Annotated in this window: 19 protein-coding genes; 13 read left to right on the top strand and 6 right to left on the bottom strand. The window is 73.7% G+C overall.

Going from position 1 to position 17,608, the window contains the following annotated elements; all coding sequences use genetic code 11:
- The first annotated feature begins 123 nt into the window (after nucleotides 1-123).
- On the top strand, nucleotides 124-819 hold the full coding sequence (locus tag AB0G50_RS14300) for an MBL fold metallo-hydrolase (protein WP_360107167.1): 696 nt from the start codon (nucleotides 124-126) through the stop codon (nucleotides 817-819).
- A 204-nt stretch (nucleotides 820-1,023) separates the two neighbouring features.
- Here AB0G50_RS14300 and AB0G50_RS14295 read toward each other — a convergent pair whose 3' ends face one another.
- Entirely contained in the window at nucleotides 1,024-1,407 is a 384-nt protein-coding gene (locus tag AB0G50_RS14295) for a hypothetical protein (protein WP_360107164.1), read from the bottom strand.
- A 29-nt stretch (nucleotides 1,408-1,436) separates the two neighbouring features.
- Between AB0G50_RS14295 and AB0G50_RS14290 the strand changes: the two genes are divergently transcribed.
- Nucleotides 1,437-1,997 (top strand): hypothetical protein, encoded by a 561-nt coding sequence (locus AB0G50_RS14290; protein ID WP_360107161.1) that lies wholly within the window; start codon nucleotides 1,437-1,439, stop codon nucleotides 1,995-1,997.
- Between the two features lie 121 nt (nucleotides 1,998-2,118).
- Nucleotides 2,119-2,940 (top strand): hypothetical protein, encoded by an 822-nt coding sequence (locus AB0G50_RS14285; protein ID WP_360107158.1) that lies wholly within the window; start codon nucleotides 2,119-2,121, stop codon nucleotides 2,938-2,940.
- 4 nt (nucleotides 2,941-2,944) lie between these two features.
- Here the strand turns inward: AB0G50_RS14285 and AB0G50_RS14280 are convergent, their stop codons facing one another.
- On the bottom strand, nucleotides 2,945-3,565 hold the full coding sequence (locus AB0G50_RS14280) for an L-threonylcarbamoyladenylate synthase (protein WP_360107155.1): 621 nt from the start codon (nucleotides 3,563-3,565) through the stop codon (nucleotides 2,945-2,947).
- A 58-nt stretch (nucleotides 3,566-3,623) separates the two neighbouring features.
- The gene (locus AB0G50_RS14275; RefSeq protein ID WP_360107152.1) at nucleotides 3,624-4,199 is read right to left on the bottom strand and encodes a helix-turn-helix domain-containing protein; all 576 of its coding nucleotides are present in this window, start codon (nucleotides 4,197-4,199) and stop codon (nucleotides 3,624-3,626) included.
- A 261-nt stretch (nucleotides 4,200-4,460) separates the two neighbouring features.
- Here AB0G50_RS14275 and AB0G50_RS14270 point away from each other — a divergent pair, with 261 nt between their 5' ends.
- The 7 genes from AB0G50_RS14270 (at nucleotide 4,461) to AB0G50_RS14240 (ending at nucleotide 11,239) form a co-directional block, all read left to right on the top strand.
- Complete coding sequence (locus tag AB0G50_RS14270) at nucleotides 4,461-5,312, top strand: STAS domain-containing protein (RefSeq protein WP_360107149.1); 852 nt, start codon at nucleotides 4,461-4,463, stop codon at nucleotides 5,310-5,312.
- On the top strand, nucleotides 5,312-5,686 hold the full coding sequence (locus AB0G50_RS14265; RefSeq protein ID WP_360107146.1) for an STAS domain-containing protein: 375 nt from the start codon (nucleotides 5,312-5,314) through the stop codon (nucleotides 5,684-5,686). Before AB0G50_RS14270 ends, AB0G50_RS14265 begins: the two co-directional genes overlap by 1 nt.
- Complete coding sequence (locus AB0G50_RS14260; protein WP_360107143.1) at nucleotides 5,683-6,096, top strand: ATP-binding protein; 414 nt, start codon at nucleotides 5,683-5,685, stop codon at nucleotides 6,094-6,096. The genes AB0G50_RS14265 and AB0G50_RS14260 overlap by 4 nt, the downstream gene beginning before the upstream one ends.
- A complete protein-coding gene (locus AB0G50_RS14255; protein ID WP_360107140.1) occupies nucleotides 6,084-7,100 on the top strand; it encodes a SpoIIE family protein phosphatase in 1,017 nt (338 codons plus the stop codon). The genes AB0G50_RS14260 and AB0G50_RS14255 overlap by 13 nt, the downstream gene beginning before the upstream one ends.
- Before the next feature lie 388 nt (nucleotides 7,101-7,488).
- Nucleotides 7,489-9,192 carry an ATP-binding protein gene (locus AB0G50_RS14250; protein ID WP_360107137.1) on the top strand — a complete coding sequence of 568 codons (1,704 nt, stop codon included), beginning with the start codon at nucleotides 7,489-7,491 and terminating at the stop codon, nucleotides 9,190-9,192.
- Nucleotides 9,189-10,721 carry a fused response regulator/phosphatase gene (locus AB0G50_RS14245; RefSeq protein ID WP_360107134.1) on the top strand — a complete coding sequence of 511 codons (1,533 nt, stop codon included), beginning with the start codon at nucleotides 9,189-9,191 and terminating at the stop codon, nucleotides 10,719-10,721. Before AB0G50_RS14250 ends, AB0G50_RS14245 begins: the two co-directional genes overlap by 4 nt.
- Nucleotides 10,722-10,792: 71 nt before the next feature.
- Nucleotides 10,793-11,239 carry an SRPBCC family protein gene (locus AB0G50_RS14240; RefSeq protein WP_360107131.1) on the top strand — a complete coding sequence of 149 codons (447 nt, stop codon included), beginning with the start codon at nucleotides 10,793-10,795 and terminating at the stop codon, nucleotides 11,237-11,239.
- A 130-nt stretch (nucleotides 11,240-11,369) separates the two neighbouring features.
- On the opposite strand, the gene AB0G50_RS14235 is transcribed toward AB0G50_RS14240, so the two are convergent.
- Entirely contained in the window at nucleotides 11,370-12,017 is a 648-nt protein-coding gene (locus AB0G50_RS14235) for a nitroreductase family protein (protein ID WP_360107128.1), read from the bottom strand.
- Between the two features lie 111 nt (nucleotides 12,018-12,128).
- Between AB0G50_RS14235 and AB0G50_RS14230 the strand changes: the two genes are divergently transcribed.
- Complete coding sequence (locus AB0G50_RS14230; RefSeq protein WP_360107125.1) at nucleotides 12,129-12,551, top strand: MarR family winged helix-turn-helix transcriptional regulator; 423 nt, start codon at nucleotides 12,129-12,131, stop codon at nucleotides 12,549-12,551.
- Nucleotides 12,552-12,564: 13 nt separating this feature from the next.
- Here the strand turns inward: AB0G50_RS14230 and AB0G50_RS14225 are convergent, their stop codons facing one another.
- Nucleotides 12,565-13,470, bottom strand: coding sequence for a hypothetical protein (locus tag AB0G50_RS14225; protein ID WP_360107122.1), 906 nt, complete (start codon nucleotides 13,468-13,470; stop codon nucleotides 12,565-12,567).
- Nucleotides 13,471-13,661: 191 nt separating this feature from the next.
- On the opposite strand from AB0G50_RS14225, the gene AB0G50_RS14220 reads away from it, so the two are divergent.
- Nucleotides 13,662-15,458, top strand: a complete 1,797-nt coding sequence (locus tag AB0G50_RS14220) for a glycosyltransferase family 39 protein (RefSeq protein ID WP_360107120.1) — start codon at nucleotides 13,662-13,664, stop codon at nucleotides 15,456-15,458.
- A gap of 544 nt (nucleotides 15,459-16,002) precedes the next feature.
- Entirely contained in the window at nucleotides 16,003-16,626 is a 624-nt protein-coding gene (locus tag AB0G50_RS14215; protein ID WP_360107117.1) for a hypothetical protein, read from the top strand.
- Nucleotides 16,627-16,973: 347 nt separating this feature from the next.
- Here AB0G50_RS14215 and AB0G50_RS14210 read toward each other — a convergent pair whose 3' ends face one another.
- Complete coding sequence (locus AB0G50_RS14210) at nucleotides 16,974-17,267, bottom strand: hypothetical protein (RefSeq protein WP_360107114.1); 294 nt, start codon at nucleotides 17,265-17,267, stop codon at nucleotides 16,974-16,976.
- Nucleotides 17,268-17,608 lie beyond the last annotated feature (341 nt).

Here is a 17,608-nt window from a genome sequence, read left to right as displayed (position 1 = left end):
CCCTCGGGTCAGGGGAGAACGGTCACACAGCGGAGTCGTCCGGTGCCAGGGGGCAACCGGGCGCATCGACGGTCACGACGGGTGATGTCGTTTGCCAGGATGGTCGCCGACGAAGGGGGATTCGTGGACGAGATCGTGGACGGGTCGGTGCGCCTGCGCCGGGTCGTGGTCGGGCACCTGGACACCAACTGCTGGATCGTCACCGCGCCCAACGCGCGGGAGGCGCTGGTCGTGGACCCGGGCGACGACCCGGACGCGCTGCTCGCCGCGTGCGAGGGGTTCCAGGTGCGGGCGGTGGTGCTGACCCACGCGCACAGCGACCACGTGCTGGCGGTGCCGGTGGTCGCGGCCGAGTGGGACGTGCCGGTGTTGGCCCACCCGGCCGACGCGGTGGTGTGGCCGACCGAGCTGGACTTCCTGGCGCGCCACGGCCACTGGGACGCCGGCACCTCCGAGGCCCGCGCGGTACCCGAACCCGGCCGGCCGATCTGGGACGGCACGAGCACCCCGGTCACCGACGGCCACACGGTGACCCTGGGTCCGCTCACCGCGACCCTGCTGCACACCCCGGGCCACACGCCGGGCGGCCTGACCGTGTCGCTGCCGGGCCACCTGCTGACCGGCGACACCCTGTTCCCCGGCGGCCCCGGCCTCACCGGCGCGGAGTGGGCGCACAGCTCGTTCGACGCGATCATGACCAGCGTGACCCGCCTGCTGGCCTTCCCCGACGCCACCGCGATCCACCCGGGACACGGCGAGAGCACCGCGGTGGCCGCCGAACGCGACCACGTCGAGGAGTGGCGCGCCCGGGGCTGGTGACGCCGGCGGGCCTGATGTCCTTGCCGTACAACGAGTCGCGCCTGACGGACGCGGCAGGCCCGGTCGGGGGAGGTCTTGCGGTCGACGCCCGGTCGACGCGCGGTCGGCGCTCGCGGCCCGGCGCGCCGACCCGGTCCGGCGATCGGCCGCGCGGTCGTCGCGCGGCCGATCACGCCCGTCGGGGCACCGAGAACCGTGCGGTGCTCAGCCGCGCAGGGCGGTCCGGATCGCGGCCACGGTCGCGCTTTCCGCCTGGTCCACGTGCCCGTCGGCGGCGGCGACCTCGGCGCAGATCTCCAGCACCGCGTCGGCGAAGGCGCGGGCCTGCGCGGTCGAGCGCGCGGTGAGCAGGGTGATCGACGCGCGCAGGGCCGTCAGCACGCCGTCCTCCACGTCGCGCACCGAGCCCGCGGGCAGTTCGGGCGCGGCGGCGGCGATGGCGGTGTGCACCTCGGGCGCGAGCGCGGTCATGGCCCTGACGCCGGCGTGGCTCTCCTCGTCCACCGCGCCCTCGTCGGCCACCGACACCAGCACCATCGCGCCGTAGACCGCGGTGCGCAGGGTCCGGCTTTCCTCGTCCGTGAACATGCCGCCACCCTATGAGTAGCCTCGACGGCGTGGCCGACCAGACCCGCTACGCCGCCGACCCGGACCGCCTTGCGCTCGTGCTGCCCGGCGGCGGGTACACCCCGGCCCGCCCGCTGCTGCACCTGACCCGCCTGGTCCTGCTGAGCCTGGGCTGGACCGTGCGCGAGGTGTGGTGGCGGCCGCCGGCGTGGCCGAACCCCGAGGAGCGGACCGCCTGGGTCGCGGAGCAGGCGAGCGCGGCACTGGCCGAGGAGACCGCGTCCCGGGTGCTGCTGGTCGGCAAGTCGCTCGGCTCGCCGGCCGCCGGACTGGCCGCCGAACGCGCGCTGCCCGCGGTCTGGCTCACCCCGCTGCTGGTCGAGCCCGCGGTGGTCGACCGGCTCCGCGCGGCCACCGCGCCGACCCTGCTCGTCGGCGGCGCGGCCGACGCCCTGTGGCACGCCGACCGGGCCCGCGAACTCGGCCACGCGCTGCTGGAGGTGCCGGAGGCCGACCACGCCCTGGAGGTGCCCGCCGACCCGGTCCGCTCGGCGCGGATCCTCGTCGAGGTGACCGACCGGCTGAACCGGTTCGTCGCCGCGCTCGACTGATCCGTTCGGCTGACCGGCGCGGTTCCGTTCGCACGAAAGGGAGAACCGCCGTCCACAGTCCACAGTGGACCAGCTAACGCGAGCGCGCGCGGCGTCGATCCCCGTGATGAGGAGGTGGACCTTGACCACCGTCACCCGGAGCGCCGCGGGCCCGCTGCGCCACCTGCCCCTGATGCTTCCCGTCTTCCTGCTCGCCCTGGTGATCGCGCTGATCCCGGTCGCGTCGAGCCGGTTCACCGACGGCCTGATCCGCGTCGACACACCGCAGTTCTCCCTGTCGCACGGCGACATCCCCTGCGCCGACAGTGGAACGACCGTCACCTGCACGGTGCAGTTGGCCGGCAAACCGCTCGAGCTGATCTCCGACGTCGCCACCTTCACGGGCTCCTGCGAGGCCACCTACGGCGGCGAACGGGTGTCCTGCCGCAAGTCCTCCGACTACGGCCTGGTCCGGCCGTGGCTGTACCTGGGGCCGGTCGCCGTGCCCGCCGACGTGGCCGCCGACCTGCGGTCGGACTTCCCCTGGTACCGCGACCTGATCGACCTGAACTGGATGGCGTTCGGCCTGATCCTCACCGGCGTGCTGGCGGTGCTCGCGACGGTCGGCGCGGTGCTCTGGTCCCGTCGCCCGCGCGAGGTGGCGCGGCTGCGCACGGTCAGGACCCTGGTGACCGCCGCCGTCGCCTGGGCGCTCGCCCTGGTGGCACAACTGCTGCTGGGTCCGGAGTGGCGCCACGACACGGCGTGGGCGGTGTTGTTCATCCCGCACTCGGTGATCGTGCCGGTGCTGCTCGTGGTGGTCTGGCAGTGGGCGTGCGGCGGCGAGGTGACCGGCACACCCGGTCAGCGCTTCCGGCACGGCCTCATCGCGTTCGTCGCGACGGTGCCCTACACCGCGTGGAGCCTGCTGCTGATCGGGATCAACGCGGGGGTGCCGGACTAGCGGCTCATGCGAACCGCGCGGGGTCGCCCGCGCCCACCCGCACGATCTCCGGCTCGCCGTCGGAGAAGTCGACGACCGTGGTCGGCTCGGTGCCGCAGTCGCCCGAGTCGAGCACGGCGTCCACCTGGTGGTCGAGCAGTTCCTTGATCTCCCAGCCCTGCACCAGCGGCTCGGCCTGGTCGGGCAGCAGCAGCGTGCTGGACAGCAGCGGCTCGCCCAGCTCGGCCAGGATCGCCAGTGCCACCGGGTGCTGCGGGATGCGCGCGCCGACGGTCTTCTTCTTGGGGTGCAACAACCGGCGCGGCACCTCGCGGGTGGCCGGGAGGATGAACGTGTAGCTGCCGGGCGTCGCCGCCTTCACCGCGCGGAACACCGCGTTGTCCACCTGCGCGAACTGGCCCAGCTGCGCGAAGTCCCGGCACATCAGGGTGAAGTGGTGCTTGTCGTCCAGGTGCCGGATCTGCCGGATCCGGTCCAGACCCTCCTTGTTGCCCAGCGCGCAGCCCAGCGCGTAGCAGGAGTCGGTCGGGTAGGCGATCAGGCCGCCGTCGCGGATCAGCGCCACCACCTGGTCGATGGTGCGCTTCTGCGGGTTCACCGGGTGGACGTCGAGGTACCTGGCCATGCCGGAAGCCTAGGCGGCCCGACGCGCGCACGCCCGGCTGGGCCGCCGCGCGCGTCGGCTACCGGCCGCGCAGCCCGTTCACCACGATGTCGAGCGCGCGGTCCACGCCGTCCTCGCGGTCCGGGGTGTGCTCGGCCAGCCAGCCGATCGCGTTGACCACGCCGAACAGGTCGGTGGCGTCCACGCCCGCGCGCACCGCGCCCGCCCGCTGCGCGCGGGAGAGCAGTTCGGCCGCCGTCTTGTGCATCGTCAGGCACGTCTCGTAGAGCGGGTCGGTGTCGTGCAGGTGGACCATCAGCGCGGCGGTCAGCCCGCGGTAGGTGGCGGCGTGCCGGATCACCTCGCGCAGCCAGCCCAGCAGCGCCTCCGCCGGGTCCGACCCGCCCAGCTGCCGCGTCGCGTTGTCCGACAGCGCCGCGACCCGGTCCCGGACCACCGCGTCGAGCAGCGTCTCCCGGGTCGGGAAGTGCCGGTACAGGGTGCCGATGCCGACACCGGACTGCCGCGCGATCTCCTCCAAGGAGGCGTCCGCGCCGTGCTCGGCGAAGACCTTCCGCGCCACCTCGACCAGCGTCGCGCGGTTGCGCCGCGCGTCGGACCGCATCGGGCGACGACCCGCGCCCGCGGCGCTCATCGGGACCACTCCACGGCAGGAGGGTACCTCCGCGTGCGCCGGCCGGGATGTCCACTGTGGACCATCGACGGCCCGGTGGTCGCCGGCGGTCCGGTCCGCGTCGGGGAAACCGCTGGTCGGGCGCTCCGGCCCGGGCGGCCCGCGGCACGAAACGGAGTAAGGCTCCGGTACGGTCGGTTCCGGTGCCGCCCGGTGGACTTGTGCTGAAGCGCGATCACGTCGGCACTACTGTCTCGGGAAGAAGCCCAAGAGGAGGAACCTGTGGTTGCAGGCGAAGAGAACGCCCACCGGTTGACCGCGCTGCTCCGGGAGCAGGCGGACACCGTCGTCCGGCGGTGGGTCGAGATCGCCGCCGCGGAGGTGCGGGGCCGGTCGACGCACGCCGAGTTGGAGCGCGACTTCCGCGAGCTGTTCGCCGCGCTGCTCCCGCTGGCCGACGGCGACGGTCGCGACGTGGGGGGCGCGCGGTTCGACGAGGTCCGGTCGCAGCTGGCCGAGATCTCCCGGGTCAGGGCGCGGGGCGGCTACACGCCCACCGAGACGGCGTCGAGCGTGTTCGCGCTCAAGCAGTCCGCGTTCGAGCTGGCCCAGAACGACGAGGACCCGGACCTGTACCGCCAGCTCATCCGGTTCTCCGGCCTGCTGGACGCGCTGGGCCTGTACACCTTCGACACCTACACCCGCGCCCGCGAGGAGATCATCCAGGAGCAGTCCGAGCAGCTGCTGGAGCTGACCACCCCGGTCGTGAAGCTGTGGGAGGGCATCCTGGCCGTGCCGCTGGTCGGCACGCTCGACTCCGCGCGCACCCAGGTGGTGATGGAGAAGCTGCTGGAGGCGCTGGTCGAAACCGGCTCCGAGCACGCCATCATCGACATCACCGGCGTGCTGGCGGTCGACACCCAGGTCGCCCAGCACCTGCTCAAGACGGTCGTCGCGGCCAGGCTGATGGGCGCCGAGTGCACGATCTCGGGCATCCGGCCGCAGATCGCGCAAACCATCGTGGAGCTGGGCATCGAGTTCGGCGACATCGCCACGAAGGCCTCGCTCGCCGACGCGCTCCGGCACGCGTTGCGCCGCGAGGGAGTCGAAGTGGTCAAGGGGAGGACCCACTGATGGAGCGCGTGCCGATCCTGGAACTCGGTGGCGTCCTGCTGGTGTCGATCCAGATCGACCTGCACGACCAGAGCGTCCTCGCCCTCCAGGAAGACCTCGCCGAGCGCATCAGCGCGACCGGCGCGCACGGCGTGGTGATCGACATCTCCGCGGTGGAGATCGTGGACTCGTTCATCGGGCGGATGTTCGCCACCATCGCGTCGCTGTCGAAGCTGTTCGACGCCGACACCGTGGTGGTCGGCATGCGGCCGGCCGTGGCGATCACCCTCGTGGAGCTGGGGCTGACGCTCGGTGACGTGCGCACCGCGCTGGACCTCCAGCGGGGCATGAAGATCCTCAAGGTCCTCGGCGAACGGCGAAGAGGAGCACTGTGACCGCCGCCGGCGCGGAGCCGGAGGTCCTGCCGATCGCCGGTGACGACGACGTGGTGCGGGTGCGCCAATTGGTCCGGACCTACGCGCAGCGGGTCAAGTTGTCCCTGGTGGACCAGACCAAACTGGTCACCGCGGCGAGCGAGCTGGCCCGCAACACGCTGATCTACGGCGGTGGCGGCGCGGCGAGCATCCAGGTCGTCGGCGACGGCAGGCGCAGCGGCGTGCGCGCGGCGTTCAGCGACACGGGTCCGGGCATCCCGGACACCGGCCTCGCGCTGGCCGACGGGTGGAGCAGCGGCAGCGGGCTCGGCCTCGGGCTCAGCGGCGCGCGGCGCCTGGTGGACGAGTTCGACCTGGACACCGAGGTGGGCCGCGGCACCACCGTCACGGTGGTCAAGTGGAAGAGGTGAGCGCCCACCAGCCCGTCGTGGAGGACGTGGCCTGGGTGCGGGTGGAGGAGGCGGCCGAGGTCGGCAGGCTCCGCCGGGTGGCGACCGTGCTGGCCGAGCAGTTGGCGTTCACCGAGCGCCGGGCGGCCGAGGTGGCGCTGGCCGTCACCGAGATCGGCACGAACCTGCACAAGCACGCGCGCGAGGGCCGGGTCGTGGTGCGGTCGGTGCGCGCGGTCGACCGGGCCGCGGTCGAGGTCGTCGCGATCGACGCCGGGCCGGGCATCGCGGACGTGGAGTGGGCGATGGCCGACGGCCGGTCGACCACGGGCACGCTCGGCGTGGGCCTGGGCACCGTGGCGCGCGGCGCGGACCGGTTCGCGATCGGCTCCCGGCGCGGCGAGGGCACCGTCCTGACCGCCCGGTTCGACGCGGACCGCAGGCTGCCGCTGCCCGCGGTGCCCGCCGAGGGCCTCACCCGGCCGATCGACGGCGAGGAGGTCTGCGGCGACGCCTACGCGATCCGCCGCGAGGGCGACGTGCTGTGGCTGATGATGTGCGACGGCTCGGGCCACGGCCCGCTCGCCGCGTCCGCCTCCCGCGAGGCGACCCGGGTGTTCGACACCCAACCCCTGAGCACGCCCGAGGACGCGGTGGCGCGCATCCACGCGGCGTTGCGCGGCACCCGCGGCGGCGCGGTGGCGGTCGCCGCCCTGAACCCCGCCACGGCCTCGGTCCGCTTCTCGGGCCTGGGCAACATCGCGGCCACGGTGATCTCCGAGGGCCGCAAGAAGGGCATGATCTCGGTGCCGGGCGTGGCGGGCTACCAGGCCCGCACGGTGAAGGCGTTCGACCACCCCCTGCCGCCCGGCTCGGCGGTGGTCCTGCACTCCGACGGCCTGACCGAGCGCTGGACCCCACCCCAGGACCCGCCCCCGGTGCCCCTCCTGCTGGCCGCGATCCTCCTGCGCGACGCGGGCGTCCGCCGCGACGACGCCGGTGTCCTGGTGGCGATCCCGACATGACCACGAACCCCGCCCACGCGGCCCGGCCCACCCACCCGGAGCACCCGGTTCGCCCGGTTCGCCCGGTCCGCACCGTCCGGCGCGATCGCCCGCGGCACCCGGCCCGCACCGTCCTGCTCGCCCGCCCGGGCCATCCGCTTTGCCCGGCCCGCGCCGTCCGGTTCGCCCGCCCCGAGCACCCGGCTCACCCGGCCCGCGCCGTCCGGCCCGGCCGCCCGCAGCACACCGTCCACACCGGTCACCACACCGGTCACCAGGCCCGTCCCGGTCACCCGGTCGGCCTCGTCCGTCCGGGTCGTCCCGGTCCCGCGACCGGTGGTCGCGCGGCGGGCGGGAACCGGGGGTTGAACCGACCCCCGAGCGGGTACGGGAGCGTCGTGATACCGCGATGAGCCTCGACGAGCTGCTCACCCTGACGGTCCAGCGCGAGCCGGACGTCTTCCTGCTCCGCCGGCACGGGCGCGAGGTGGCCGGGGTGGTCGGCTTCGAGGGTCAGGACCAGATCCGGGTCGCGACCGCGCTGAGCGACCTCGGCCGGGAACTGGTCCGCCGGACGACACCGAGCACGGTGGTGTTCCGGTTGCGCGGGTCGCCCAGGTCCGCGCTGGTCATCCACGTGGACACCACCGACACCGACGGCCCGGGCTGGGACACCGTGCGGAGGCTCATGGACGAGGTCCACACCACGGACGACGGCGTCACGCTGGAGAAGGCGTTGGCGCACCCGGCTCCCGCCGACCCGGCCGAACTGCGCCGCGCCCTCACCTCGCAGACGCCGACCGACGCGCTGGACGAACTCCGCGCCCAGAACCAGGAACTGCTCGTCACCCTGGAGGACCTGGAGCGCAAGCGGAAGGAACTGGTCCGGCTCAACGAGGAGCTGGAGGACACCAACCGCGGTGTCGTCGCGCTGCACAAGGAGCTGTCCGACGAGCTGGAGCAGACCAACCAGGGCGTCGTCGCGCTCTACGGCGAGCTGGAGGAGAAGACCACCCAGCTCCGCCTCGCGGGCGAGGCCCGCACCCGGTTCTGGTCCAACATCAGCCACGAGCTGCGCTCGCCGGTCAACTCCGTGGTCGGGCTCACCCGGCTGCTCGTCGCGCCCGGCGCCGACCCGCTCACCCCGGAGCAGAAGCGCCAGGTCGACCTGATCAACGACGCGGGCACCACGTTGCTGGACCTGGTCAACGAGCTGCTCGACACCGCGAAGGCCGAGTCCGGCAACCTGCGGGCCCGGCTCGCGCCGGTCGACCTGCCGCTGGTGCTCGCCCAGCTGCGCGGCGGCTCGCAGCCGCTGGTGCGGCCCGGGGTGGAGCTGGTGGTCGAGCCGCCGCCGGTCACCTCCGCGGTCACCGACGAGGTCATGCTGCTGCGCGTCCTGCGCAACCTGCTGTCGAACGCGCTCAAGTTCACCGAACGCGGCCGCGTGCGCCTGGAGGTGCACCTGGACGAGGACCCGGGGACACTGCGCTTCGTGGTGTCCGACACCGGGATCGGCATCCCGCCCGAGGAGCAGGAGCGGATCTTCGAGGACTTCTACCAGGTGCCAGGACGCCTCCAGGTGGGCGCGAGCGGCACCGGCCTCGGCCTGCCCTACGCGCGCAAGCTCGCCGAGATCCTCGGCGGCGACCTGAGCCTGACCAGCACGCCGGGTCAGGGCACCGAGGTCACGCTCGCGCTGCCGCTCCAGGAGCGCGACGACCCGCCGGTGGCGGTGGCGCTGGTGGTCGAGGCCGACGACGCGGTCCGGGCCCGGCTGGTCGCCGCGCTGGTCGGTCTCGCCGAGGTGGTCGTGGAGTCCACCGACGGCCGGGACGCGCTCGCGAAGGTCCGCGACCGGCCCGACCTGGTGTTCCTGGCCGCCGACGCGCCGCTGGTCGGCGGCACGGAGGTGCTGGGCGTGCTGCGGGCCGACCCGGAGCTGCGCGGGGTGCCGGTGGTCGTCGTCGGTCGCGAGATCGACGCCGGCCTGGAGCGCACCGCCTCGGGGTTGGCCGCGGCGATCCTGCCGACCGCGGCGATCGCCGCCGAAACGGTGCGGCAGTCCGTCCGCGTCGCCCGAACCGTCGCCCGACGCACGGAGCGCTCATGACCGCACCGGACACCGCCCGCATCCTCGTCGTGGACGACACCGAGGCCAGCCGCTACATCCGGGCCAGCTGGCTGCGCCGCGGCGGGCACGAGGTGACCGAGGCGGTCACCGGCGGCGAGGCGCTCGTGCTGCTCGAACAACGGGTGTTCGACCTGGTCGTGCTCGACGTGAACCTGCCGGACATGAGCGGGTTCGAGGTCGCCGAGCTGATCAAGGGCGACCCGCGCACCGCCGCCGTGCCGGTCGTGCACGTCTCGGCCGCGTTCCGCGAGGCCGAGGACCGGATCACCGGGCTCAACCGGGGCGCGGACGCCTACCTGACCGAGCCGGTCGACCCGGGCGAGCTGCTGGCCACGGTCGAGGCGGCGCTGCGCTACTACCGGGCGCGCGCCCTGGCCGAACGGCTGGTCGACCGGCTGGCCAAGCTCACCTCGGCCACCCTGCGGATCAACGCCGCGACCACGTTCGAGGACCTCGTGCTCGCCGCCGCGACCGGCACCGCCACCGTGCTGGACGCGCCCGCGACCGTGGTCGTGACGCTGCCCACCGGCGCGCTGCGGGTGGGTCGGGCCGACCGCGCGGGCGCGCTCGCCACCGTCGCGACCGAACCCGAGAGCCTGCTCGACGGCGTGCCGCCGGACAGCGCCACCGTGCTCGACCCGCCGTGGGGGCCTCCGGGCGCGGCGACCGTCGTGGTGGCGCGCGGCAACGCCCGCCGGCCGCCGATCCGGGTGTCCGTGGCGCCCGAGGCGGTGAGCACGGGCGAGGACCGCAACCTGCTGCTGCAACTCGCCCAGGCGACCGCGCTGGCCGCCGAGGGCCTGCGCGCCTACACCGAGGAGCACACCCTCGCGCTGACCCTCCAGCGCAGCATGCTGCCGCGCCAACTGCCGACCGTGGCCGAGTTCCCGATGACCGCGCGGTACGTGCCGGCGTCCGCGCACGCCGAGATCGGCGGCGACTTCTACGAGGTGACCCGGCTGGGCGACCGGCTGCTCATCGCGATCGGCGACGTGTGCGGCCACTCGCTGGCCGCCGCGACGATCATGGGCGAGGTCCGGCACGCCCTGCGCGCGTACGCGGTGGACACCGAGGACCCGGCCGAGATCCTGCGCAAGCTCGACGCGATGCTCCAGCGCTACCACACGGTCAAGGGCATCACCACGATGTGCCTGATCCTGGTCGACCCGGCCGAGGGCACCGCGCTGGTGGCCAACGCGGGTCACGTGCCGCCGCTGGTGGCCGACGCGTCCGGGGTGCGCTACTTCGCGGTGCGCGGTCCGCTGCTGGGCATCGGGCTGCCGAGGCCGGAGGCGACCAGGGTGCCGCTGCCCGCGGGCTCGCTGGTGCTGCTGACCACCGACGGCCTGGTCGAGCACTCGGGCGCGGACCTGGACGAGGGCATGGAGCTGCTGCGGTCCGCGGTGTCCCACGAGGACGACATGGACGAACTGTGCGACCGTCTGCTGGCGTCGTTCGGCCAGGACAAGAAGGACGACATCGCGCTGCTCGTGTTCCGCAGGGTGTGATCGGACGGGTTTGGCCGGCCTGGCTCCGTGGCACCTCTGCCAGGACGGATGGAGGAACCGACGTGGTCGACGTGACCAGGACTTTCACGGTGCGGGCCGAACCCGAGGCGGTGGCGGGTTACCTGCGGGACTTCGCGCGCACCGAGGAGTGGGACCCCGGCACCGTGTCCACCACTCGACTGGGTGATGACCCGGTCGGGGTCGGCACGCGCTGGCACAACGTGTCCAAGTTCCTCGGCTCCACCACAGAGCTGACCTACGAGCTGACCCGCGAGGAGCCGGGCAGGCTGGTGTTCGTCGGCCGCAACGACACCGCGACGTCCACCGACGACATCTCGCTGGTCGCGGGCGGCACGCCGGGCACCACGGAGATCACCTACCGCGCGCACGTCGAGTTCAACGGGCTCGCGAAGCTCGCGGCGCCGGTGGCCAAGGTGGCGTTCGAGAAGCTGGGCAACGAGGTCGAGCGCAACCTCACCCGGGTGCTGGACGGAAAACGCACCGATCCGGGGGCGTGAACCGGCTCCAGCCGGGTATCCGAGGCCACCGTGAACGCGCGTTCTCGCGGTCGGGCCACCCTGGGGGTGGTCTGGGCCGGACCGGCGGGGGACCGTTGACGACACAGCGCCCCCGCCGGCCCGGCCACCCTCACCAGCGGTCCCAGTGCAGCACCTCGTCGCGGTCGACCCGGCGGGCCGGCCGGAAGTCGGTGCCCAGCGTGTAGGCCAGCGGGATCAGGGCCGCGAGCATCACCTCGTCGTGGGGCACGCCCAGCAGCCCGGCCAGTTCCCGCTCCAGCGGGGCGTGCGCGGTCGTCCACACGGTGCCGAGCCCGCGTTCCCGGGCGGCGAGCATGAAGCTCCACGCGGCGGGCAGGATCGAACCCCAGGTGCCCGCCTGCTCGCGGACGTCGGCGCCCTCGGTGCGACCCTCCACGGCCGGGATCACGATCACCGGCACCCGGTGGATGTTCTCGTGCAGGTGCTCGAACCCCTCGGTGATCCGGGCGAGCGAGGTCGGGTGCGCGTTCATCCGCCGCACGTCCTGCGGCGTCAGGGGTTTGCTCACGGTCGCCGCCACCGCGCGGCGGAAGATCTCCGCGATCCGGGCGCGCCGCTCCTCGTCGTCCACCACGATGAAGTGCCACCGCTGCCGGTTGCGCCCCGTCGGAGCCTGGGTCGCCAGGTCGACGCACTCCTCGATCAGCCGGCGCGGCACCGGCCGGTCGAGGTCGAGCCGCTTGCGCACCGCGCGCGTGGTGGACAGGACCTCGTCCGCGGACAGTCCCAGCGTCATCGCCGCACCCCTCGTAATCATCTGGGTCAAGACGATTGGCGACCCTACGATCGCCGATCGTCTGCTGTCAAACGATCTGGCCGCAGACCGTCACGCTGGTAGGGTGCCGTCGTGCCCCGCAACGACTACTTCCCGCGCCTGGCCGCCGAACGGCCGGACATCGCGCTGTGCCGGGCGTCCTCGGCGGTCGCGAAGGCGGTCGAGGCGGCGAGCGACCTCGGCGTCGGCGCCCACCTGGTGCTGAAGATGCTGGCCGCCGTCGGCCCGTGCTCGCAGCAGGTGCTGGCCGAGGAGCTGCGCATCGACCGCAGCGTCATGGTCGGCGTCGCGGACGGCCTGGAGCGGGCGGGTCACGTCCGCCGCGACCGCGACCCCGCCGACCGCCGCGCCTACGCCGTCACCATCACCCCGGCCGGCCGGCGGGCGCTGGCCAGGGCGGAGAAGGGCGTGCCGTCCTTTTTGGACACCGCGTTCGGCGGTCTGACCGCGGCCGAACGCGCCCAGCTGACCGCCCTGCTGGGCAAACTGCTCTGACCGCGCCCGGGTGCTACGGCAGGTCCACGACGACCGCGCAGGCGTTGTCCCGGGTCCCGGCGGCCGCGGCGGCGGCGATCAGGGCGCCCGCGGCGGCGGCCGGGTCGGTGGTGGTGCGCACGACGTGCCCGATGGTGTCGGTGGACAGCACCCGGTGCAGGCCGTCGGTGACGAGGGCCAGCCGGCCGCGGCCGCGGGGGCCGAGGACGAAGCCGGGGTCGCCCTCGCGGGCGGTGGTGGTGACGACGTGGTCGAGGTTGCGGCCGGTGTGGACGCCCCGGTCGCGCAGGTACTGGCCCATGGTGTGGTCGTGGGTCAGCGGCACCGCGGGGCCGTGCTCCGGTACGAAGTAGGCGCGGCAGTCGCCGACCCACGCCACCGACCACCCGCGCGCGTCACCCGAGGCGACCGCGAACACCGCGTTGCCGACCACCGGCTCCCGCGCGAAGTCGTTCCCCGGCACCGGGTGCCCGGCGAAGTCTCGTGGTGCGGGTGTCGGCGGGGTCGCGACGGTCACCGGGCGCAGCGCCGTTTCGGTGAACTCGGCGTCGAAGTGCGCGTCGTGGTGCGCGTCCAGGTCCTCCTCCGGCCACTCGGGGGTGTTCGGCACCGTCCGCGACTCCCCGATCCTCGGCACGGGCGCGGTCGGGAGGCCGGCGGTCAGCACGTGGCGGACGTCGTCCACCGCCGCCCGGGCGCCGCGCCGCCACGCCGACGCGACCGCGTGGTCGGCCACCAGCCTCGCGACCTCGGCCGACTGGGTCGAGTCGCCGATGCCGTCGGCCACCGCCACCGCGAACGCCGAGGCCGACGTGCGGGCCGCGGCGGCGTCGGCGTTCACCCGGCGCGGGCCGCGGCTCCTCGCCCAGCCCGAGCCGGGGACGCGCAGGGCCTGGGTGGGTGCGTCGAGGACCGTCATGTCGACCTCCGGTGTCGCGAGGTTCCTTCCCCATCGATGGTCGCCGCGGAAGCTGAGTGGCGCCTGTGAGTCTCCTGTGGTTGCGCCCGCACAGCCGGCGCACAGGTCGCACACACGTCGCGTTCAGCCGAACGGCCCAGAGTTCCGGGCATGGCCCCAGCGACCGCCGCCCGACCACAGGAGACCTCCCGATGACGACCCTGCTCGCCCGTACCGCGCCCGCGCAGGCGCCGACGCCGGCCCGCAAGTCCACCTGGCCCACCTGGGCGCTGTTCGGCCTGCTCGCCGCCACCGCCGTGCTCTACCTGTGGAACCTCTCCGGCTACGGCAACAGCTTCTACGCGGCCGCGGTGCAGGCCGGCACGCAGAGCTGGAAGGCGTGGCTGTTCGGCTCGCTCGACTCCGGCAACGCGATCACCGTCGACAAACCGCCGGGCGCGCTGTGGGTGACGACGCTGTTCACCCGGCTGTTCGGGTTCTCCGACTTCACCGTGCTCGCGCCGCAGGCGTTGATGGGCGTGGCGTCGGTGGCGCTGCTGCACGCGACCGTCAAGCGCACCAACGGTCCCGTCGCCGGCCTGCTCGCGGGCGCGGCGCTGGCCGTGACACCGGTGGCCGTGCTGATGTTCCGGTTCAACAACCCCGACGCGCTGCTCGTGCTGCTGATGGTCGCCGCCGCCTACTGCGTGGTGCGGGCGCTGGAGAAGGCCGGGCCGTGGTGGCTGGTGCTCGCGGGCACCGCGATCGGGTTCGCGTTCCTGACCAAGATGATGCAGGCGTTCCTGGTGCTGCCCGCGTTCGTGCTGGTGTACCTGGTGGCCGCGCCCACGTCGCTCGGTCGCAGGCTCGCGCACCTGGCCGCGGCGGCGGGCGCGGTCGTGGTGTCCGCCGGGTGGTTCATCGCGCTGGTCGAGCTTTGGCCCGCGGACAGCCGCCCCTACATCGGCGGCTCGACCGACAACAGCCTGCTGGAACTCGCGCTCGGCTACAACGGCCTGAGCAGGCTCACCGGCGGCGAGGGCAACGGCGGCGGGATGGGCGGCGGCAACACCGGGTTCGGCGGCTCGACCGGGTTGTTCCGGATGTTCGGCGCGTCGTTCGGCGGCGAGATCTCGTGGTTGCTGCCCGCCGCGCTGGTCGCGCTGGTGGCGGGCCTCTGGTTCACCCGACGCGCGCCGCGCACCGACCGGACCCGGGCCGCGCTGCTGCTGTGGGGCGGTTGGCTGGTGGTGACAGCCGGCGTGTTCAGCTTCATGGACGGCACCACGCACCCTTATTACTCGGTGGCGCTGGCGCCCGCGATCGCCGCGCTGGTCGCGATCGGCGGGCGTGAGCTGTGGCGGGCCCGGTCGAACCGGGCGGCACGGGGTTCGCTCGCCGGGATGGTCGCGGTGACCGCGGCGTGGGACTACGTGCTGCTGTCGCGCGGCGACTACCCGGCGGTGCTGAAGCTCGGGGTGCTGTTCGTCGGGTTGGTCGTCGCGGCGCTGCTCGTCGTCGGTGCGCGGGCGGTGGTGGCGTTGGCGCTGGCGGCCGTGCTGGTGACCGGCGCGGGCACCACGGCGTTCGCGCTGAGCACGGCGTCGGTCGCGCACAGCGGGTCGATCCCTACCTCGGGGCCGTCCGGTGGCGCGGGCATGGGCGGCATGGGTGGTGAGCGGTCGACCGACGACACGGCGGTGACCGCGCTGCTCTCGGCGAGCACGGCGCGGTGGGCGGCGGCGACCACCGGCGCGCAGTCGGCGGCCAGCCTGGAACTGGCCTCCGGCCGGTCGGTGATGGCGATCGGCGGCTGGTCGGGTTCGGACGATTCGCCCACGTTGGACCAGTTCAAGGCGTACGTGGCGGCCGGGGAGGTCGACTACTACGTCGTCGGCGGCCAGGGCGGCGGCGGGCGGGGTGGGTCCTCGTCGGCGGAGATCCTGGCGTGGGTCCAGGCGAACTACACCGCCAAGACCGTGGGCGGCACGACGGTGTACGAGTTGTAGGCGTTCCGCGGTGCCCGGCCCGGCCGTCGATCACGACGGCCGGGCCGTTCGGCGTTTGCGGGTGGTCGGCCCCCTGGGAGCGTTGCCCGGCCCACCGCGCGGGTGACCGGCCGGTGGTGGCGGGTGATCGCCGTGGTCGTGGGCGTCTTCGGTGATCGCCGGGTCGGCGGTCGTCCGATTGGTGGGTCAGGTGTCACGGGCCGTTGTCGGAGTTCGCGCACAATTGTTCGAAGGGGGGCGCTGAAAGGTGGCGAAAGGCCGGGTTGTAAGCTGACGTAATTCGGTGTCCGAGGTTCGTGAGAGGGCACCAAAGAGCGCACGTGAGCATTCCGTGCGGTCACGCCGTGCCTGCTGCACACAGGGCGTTCGTAGGGGTTGTGCCTGACGCTTGCCCCACCGGTCACCCGTCCGGGTGGCGAAGATTTTTAAACCTGACGTTTTGCGTATCGGGGCGACGTTCGGCGCATTTCTTTCACATTCCTGCGTTGGCGGGCCGGGGTTACGGTGGCCTTCCGGTTCGGATTTACGCCAACAAGGAGAGAGAATGAACAGGATTGCCCGTTTCGTCGCCGCCGCGGCAGCCGGTGGTGTCCTCGCCCTCTCGGGTGCCGGTCTGGCCAACGCGGAGACCGCTTCCAACGACGCGTCGACGCAGGACCGCGCTGTTTCGCAGGTGACGCAGCTGAACGACGCGGCAACCAGGTTCGTCGTGGCCTTCGACAAGGCTGACGTCGCCGGCGTGCAGAGCGCGCTGACCGACCTCCGCCCGGTGCTGGCCGAACTGCAGACCAACCGAGCCCTCTCGTCCGAGGCCTCGCAGGCCGACGCCCTGGCCGCGGACCTCCAGAAGGCTCTGCCGAGCCTGCCGGGTCTGCCCGACCTGAGCTCGCTGCTGGCGCTGTTGCAGCCGGCCACGGGCCTGGTCGGCCTGGTGCAGGGCCTGCTCACCAGCCTGCTGGGCAACCTCCCGGTCCCGCTGCCGACCTCCCTGCTGACCGGCCTTCTGGGCGGCCTGCTGGGCGGCGTCACCGGTGGCGGCTCGGGCGGCGGCCTGCCGGGCCTGCCGAGCCTCCCGGGTCTCGGCGGCCTCCCCGGCCTGGGCGCCTTGGGCGGCCTGACCGGTGGCCTCCCGCTCCTGGGCGGCCTGCTGGGCGGCCTGGGCGGCTGACGCCACCCCTTGGTAGTACCTGATCGCACGACCAGCACGACCTGATCGACCGCAACACCTGATCGCGAAGCCGGTGGCCCGTGCACAACGGACCACCGGCTTCGTCCTGTCTCCACCCCATGCCCTGGGTCGCGCGGGGCGGTTGCGGCGGCGGTTGCGGCGGCGGTTGCGGGCGGCAGTCGCGGGTCACAGTCGCGGGCGGGGTTCGGGTGACCGCTCGCCGGCGGGGTCGCGCGCGGCAGTTGCGGGCGGGGCGCAGACAGGGCTCAGCCGGCGCTCACCGGCGGGACCGCAGGCAGCAGTCCCAGGCAGCAGTCGCGGGCGCCGGCCACTTGTACGGGCGGCGGTCACTTGCAGAGGCCGCACGTGACACTCGCGGGCGAGAGCGGAAGCCTCAAAGCCGACAAGCTGACCACCGCCACCACCACCGCCACCACCGCCGCCGCGACCACCACCACCGCCGCCGCCGCCGCGACCACGACCACCGCCGCCGCGACCACGACCGCCGCCGCCGCGACCGCCGCGACCACCACCACGACCACCACGACCGCCACCGCCACCACGACTGCCGCCGCCGCGACCGCCGCCGCCACGGCCGCCGCCACGGTCGCCGCGACGGCCGCCGCCTGGGCAACCGCCACGCGACGGCCACGGCTGCGGGTCTGGTGGGCGTGGCCGCCGACGCCGCGCGTTCGCCAAGCCCGCTCGCCAGCCGCGATCCCAGGCCCGCTCGCGAGCCCCACTCGCCATGCCCGATCCCCAGCCGCTATCCCAGCCCCGATCCCAAGCCCGCTCGTCAGCCTCGATCCCCAGGCTCGCTCGCCAGACGCGATCGCGGTGCCCGACTGCGAGGCCGGTGGTTCGCGATGAGCGACCACCGGCCTCGCGACCACCGGCCTCGCGACCACCGGCCTCGCGACCACCGGCCTCGCGACCACCGGCCTCGCGACCACCGGCCTCGCGACCACCGGCCTCGCGACGT

Source organism: Actinosynnema sp. NPDC020468 (assembly GCF_040642015.1).
Classification (GTDB): domain Bacteria; phylum Actinomycetota; class Actinomycetes; order Mycobacteriales; family Pseudonocardiaceae; genus Actinosynnema.
Note: the sequence above shows the minus strand (reverse complement) of the source record. Positions and strands in the feature narration are given on the sequence as shown.

Coding starts and splice junctions, on each gene's coding strand:
- AB0G50_RS14280 (WP_360107155.1), bottom strand. CDS start 3,565: ATGGCCAGGTACCTCGACGTCCACCCGGTGAACCCGCAGAAGCGCACC.
- AB0G50_RS14275 (WP_360107152.1), bottom strand. CDS start 4,199: ATGAGCGCCGCGGGCGCGGGTCGTCGCCCGATGCGGTCCGACGCGCGG.
- AB0G50_RS14265 (WP_360107146.1), top strand. CDS start 5,312: ATGGAGCGCGTGCCGATCCTGGAACTCGGTGGCGTCCTGCTGGTGTCG.
- AB0G50_RS14220 (WP_360107120.1), top strand. CDS start 13,662: ATGACGACCCTGCTCGCCCGTACCGCGCCCGCGCAGGCGCCGACGCCG.
- AB0G50_RS14245 (WP_360107134.1), top strand. CDS start 9,189: ATGACCGCACCGGACACCGCCCGCATCCTCGTCGTGGACGACACCGAG.
- AB0G50_RS14215 (WP_360107117.1), top strand. CDS start 16,003: ATGAACAGGATTGCCCGTTTCGTCGCCGCCGCGGCAGCCGGTGGTGTC.
- AB0G50_RS14235 (WP_360107128.1), bottom strand. CDS start 12,017: ATGACGCTGGGACTGTCCGCGGACGAGGTCCTGTCCACCACGCGCGCG.
- AB0G50_RS14225 (WP_360107122.1), bottom strand. CDS start 13,470: ATGACGGTCCTCGACGCACCCACCCAGGCCCTGCGCGTCCCCGGCTCG.
- AB0G50_RS14250 (WP_360107137.1), top strand. CDS start 7,489: ATGAGCCTCGACGAGCTGCTCACCCTGACGGTCCAGCGCGAGCCGGAC.
- AB0G50_RS14295 (WP_360107164.1), bottom strand. CDS start 1,407: ATGTTCACGGACGAGGAAAGCCGGACCCTGCGCACCGCGGTCTACGGC.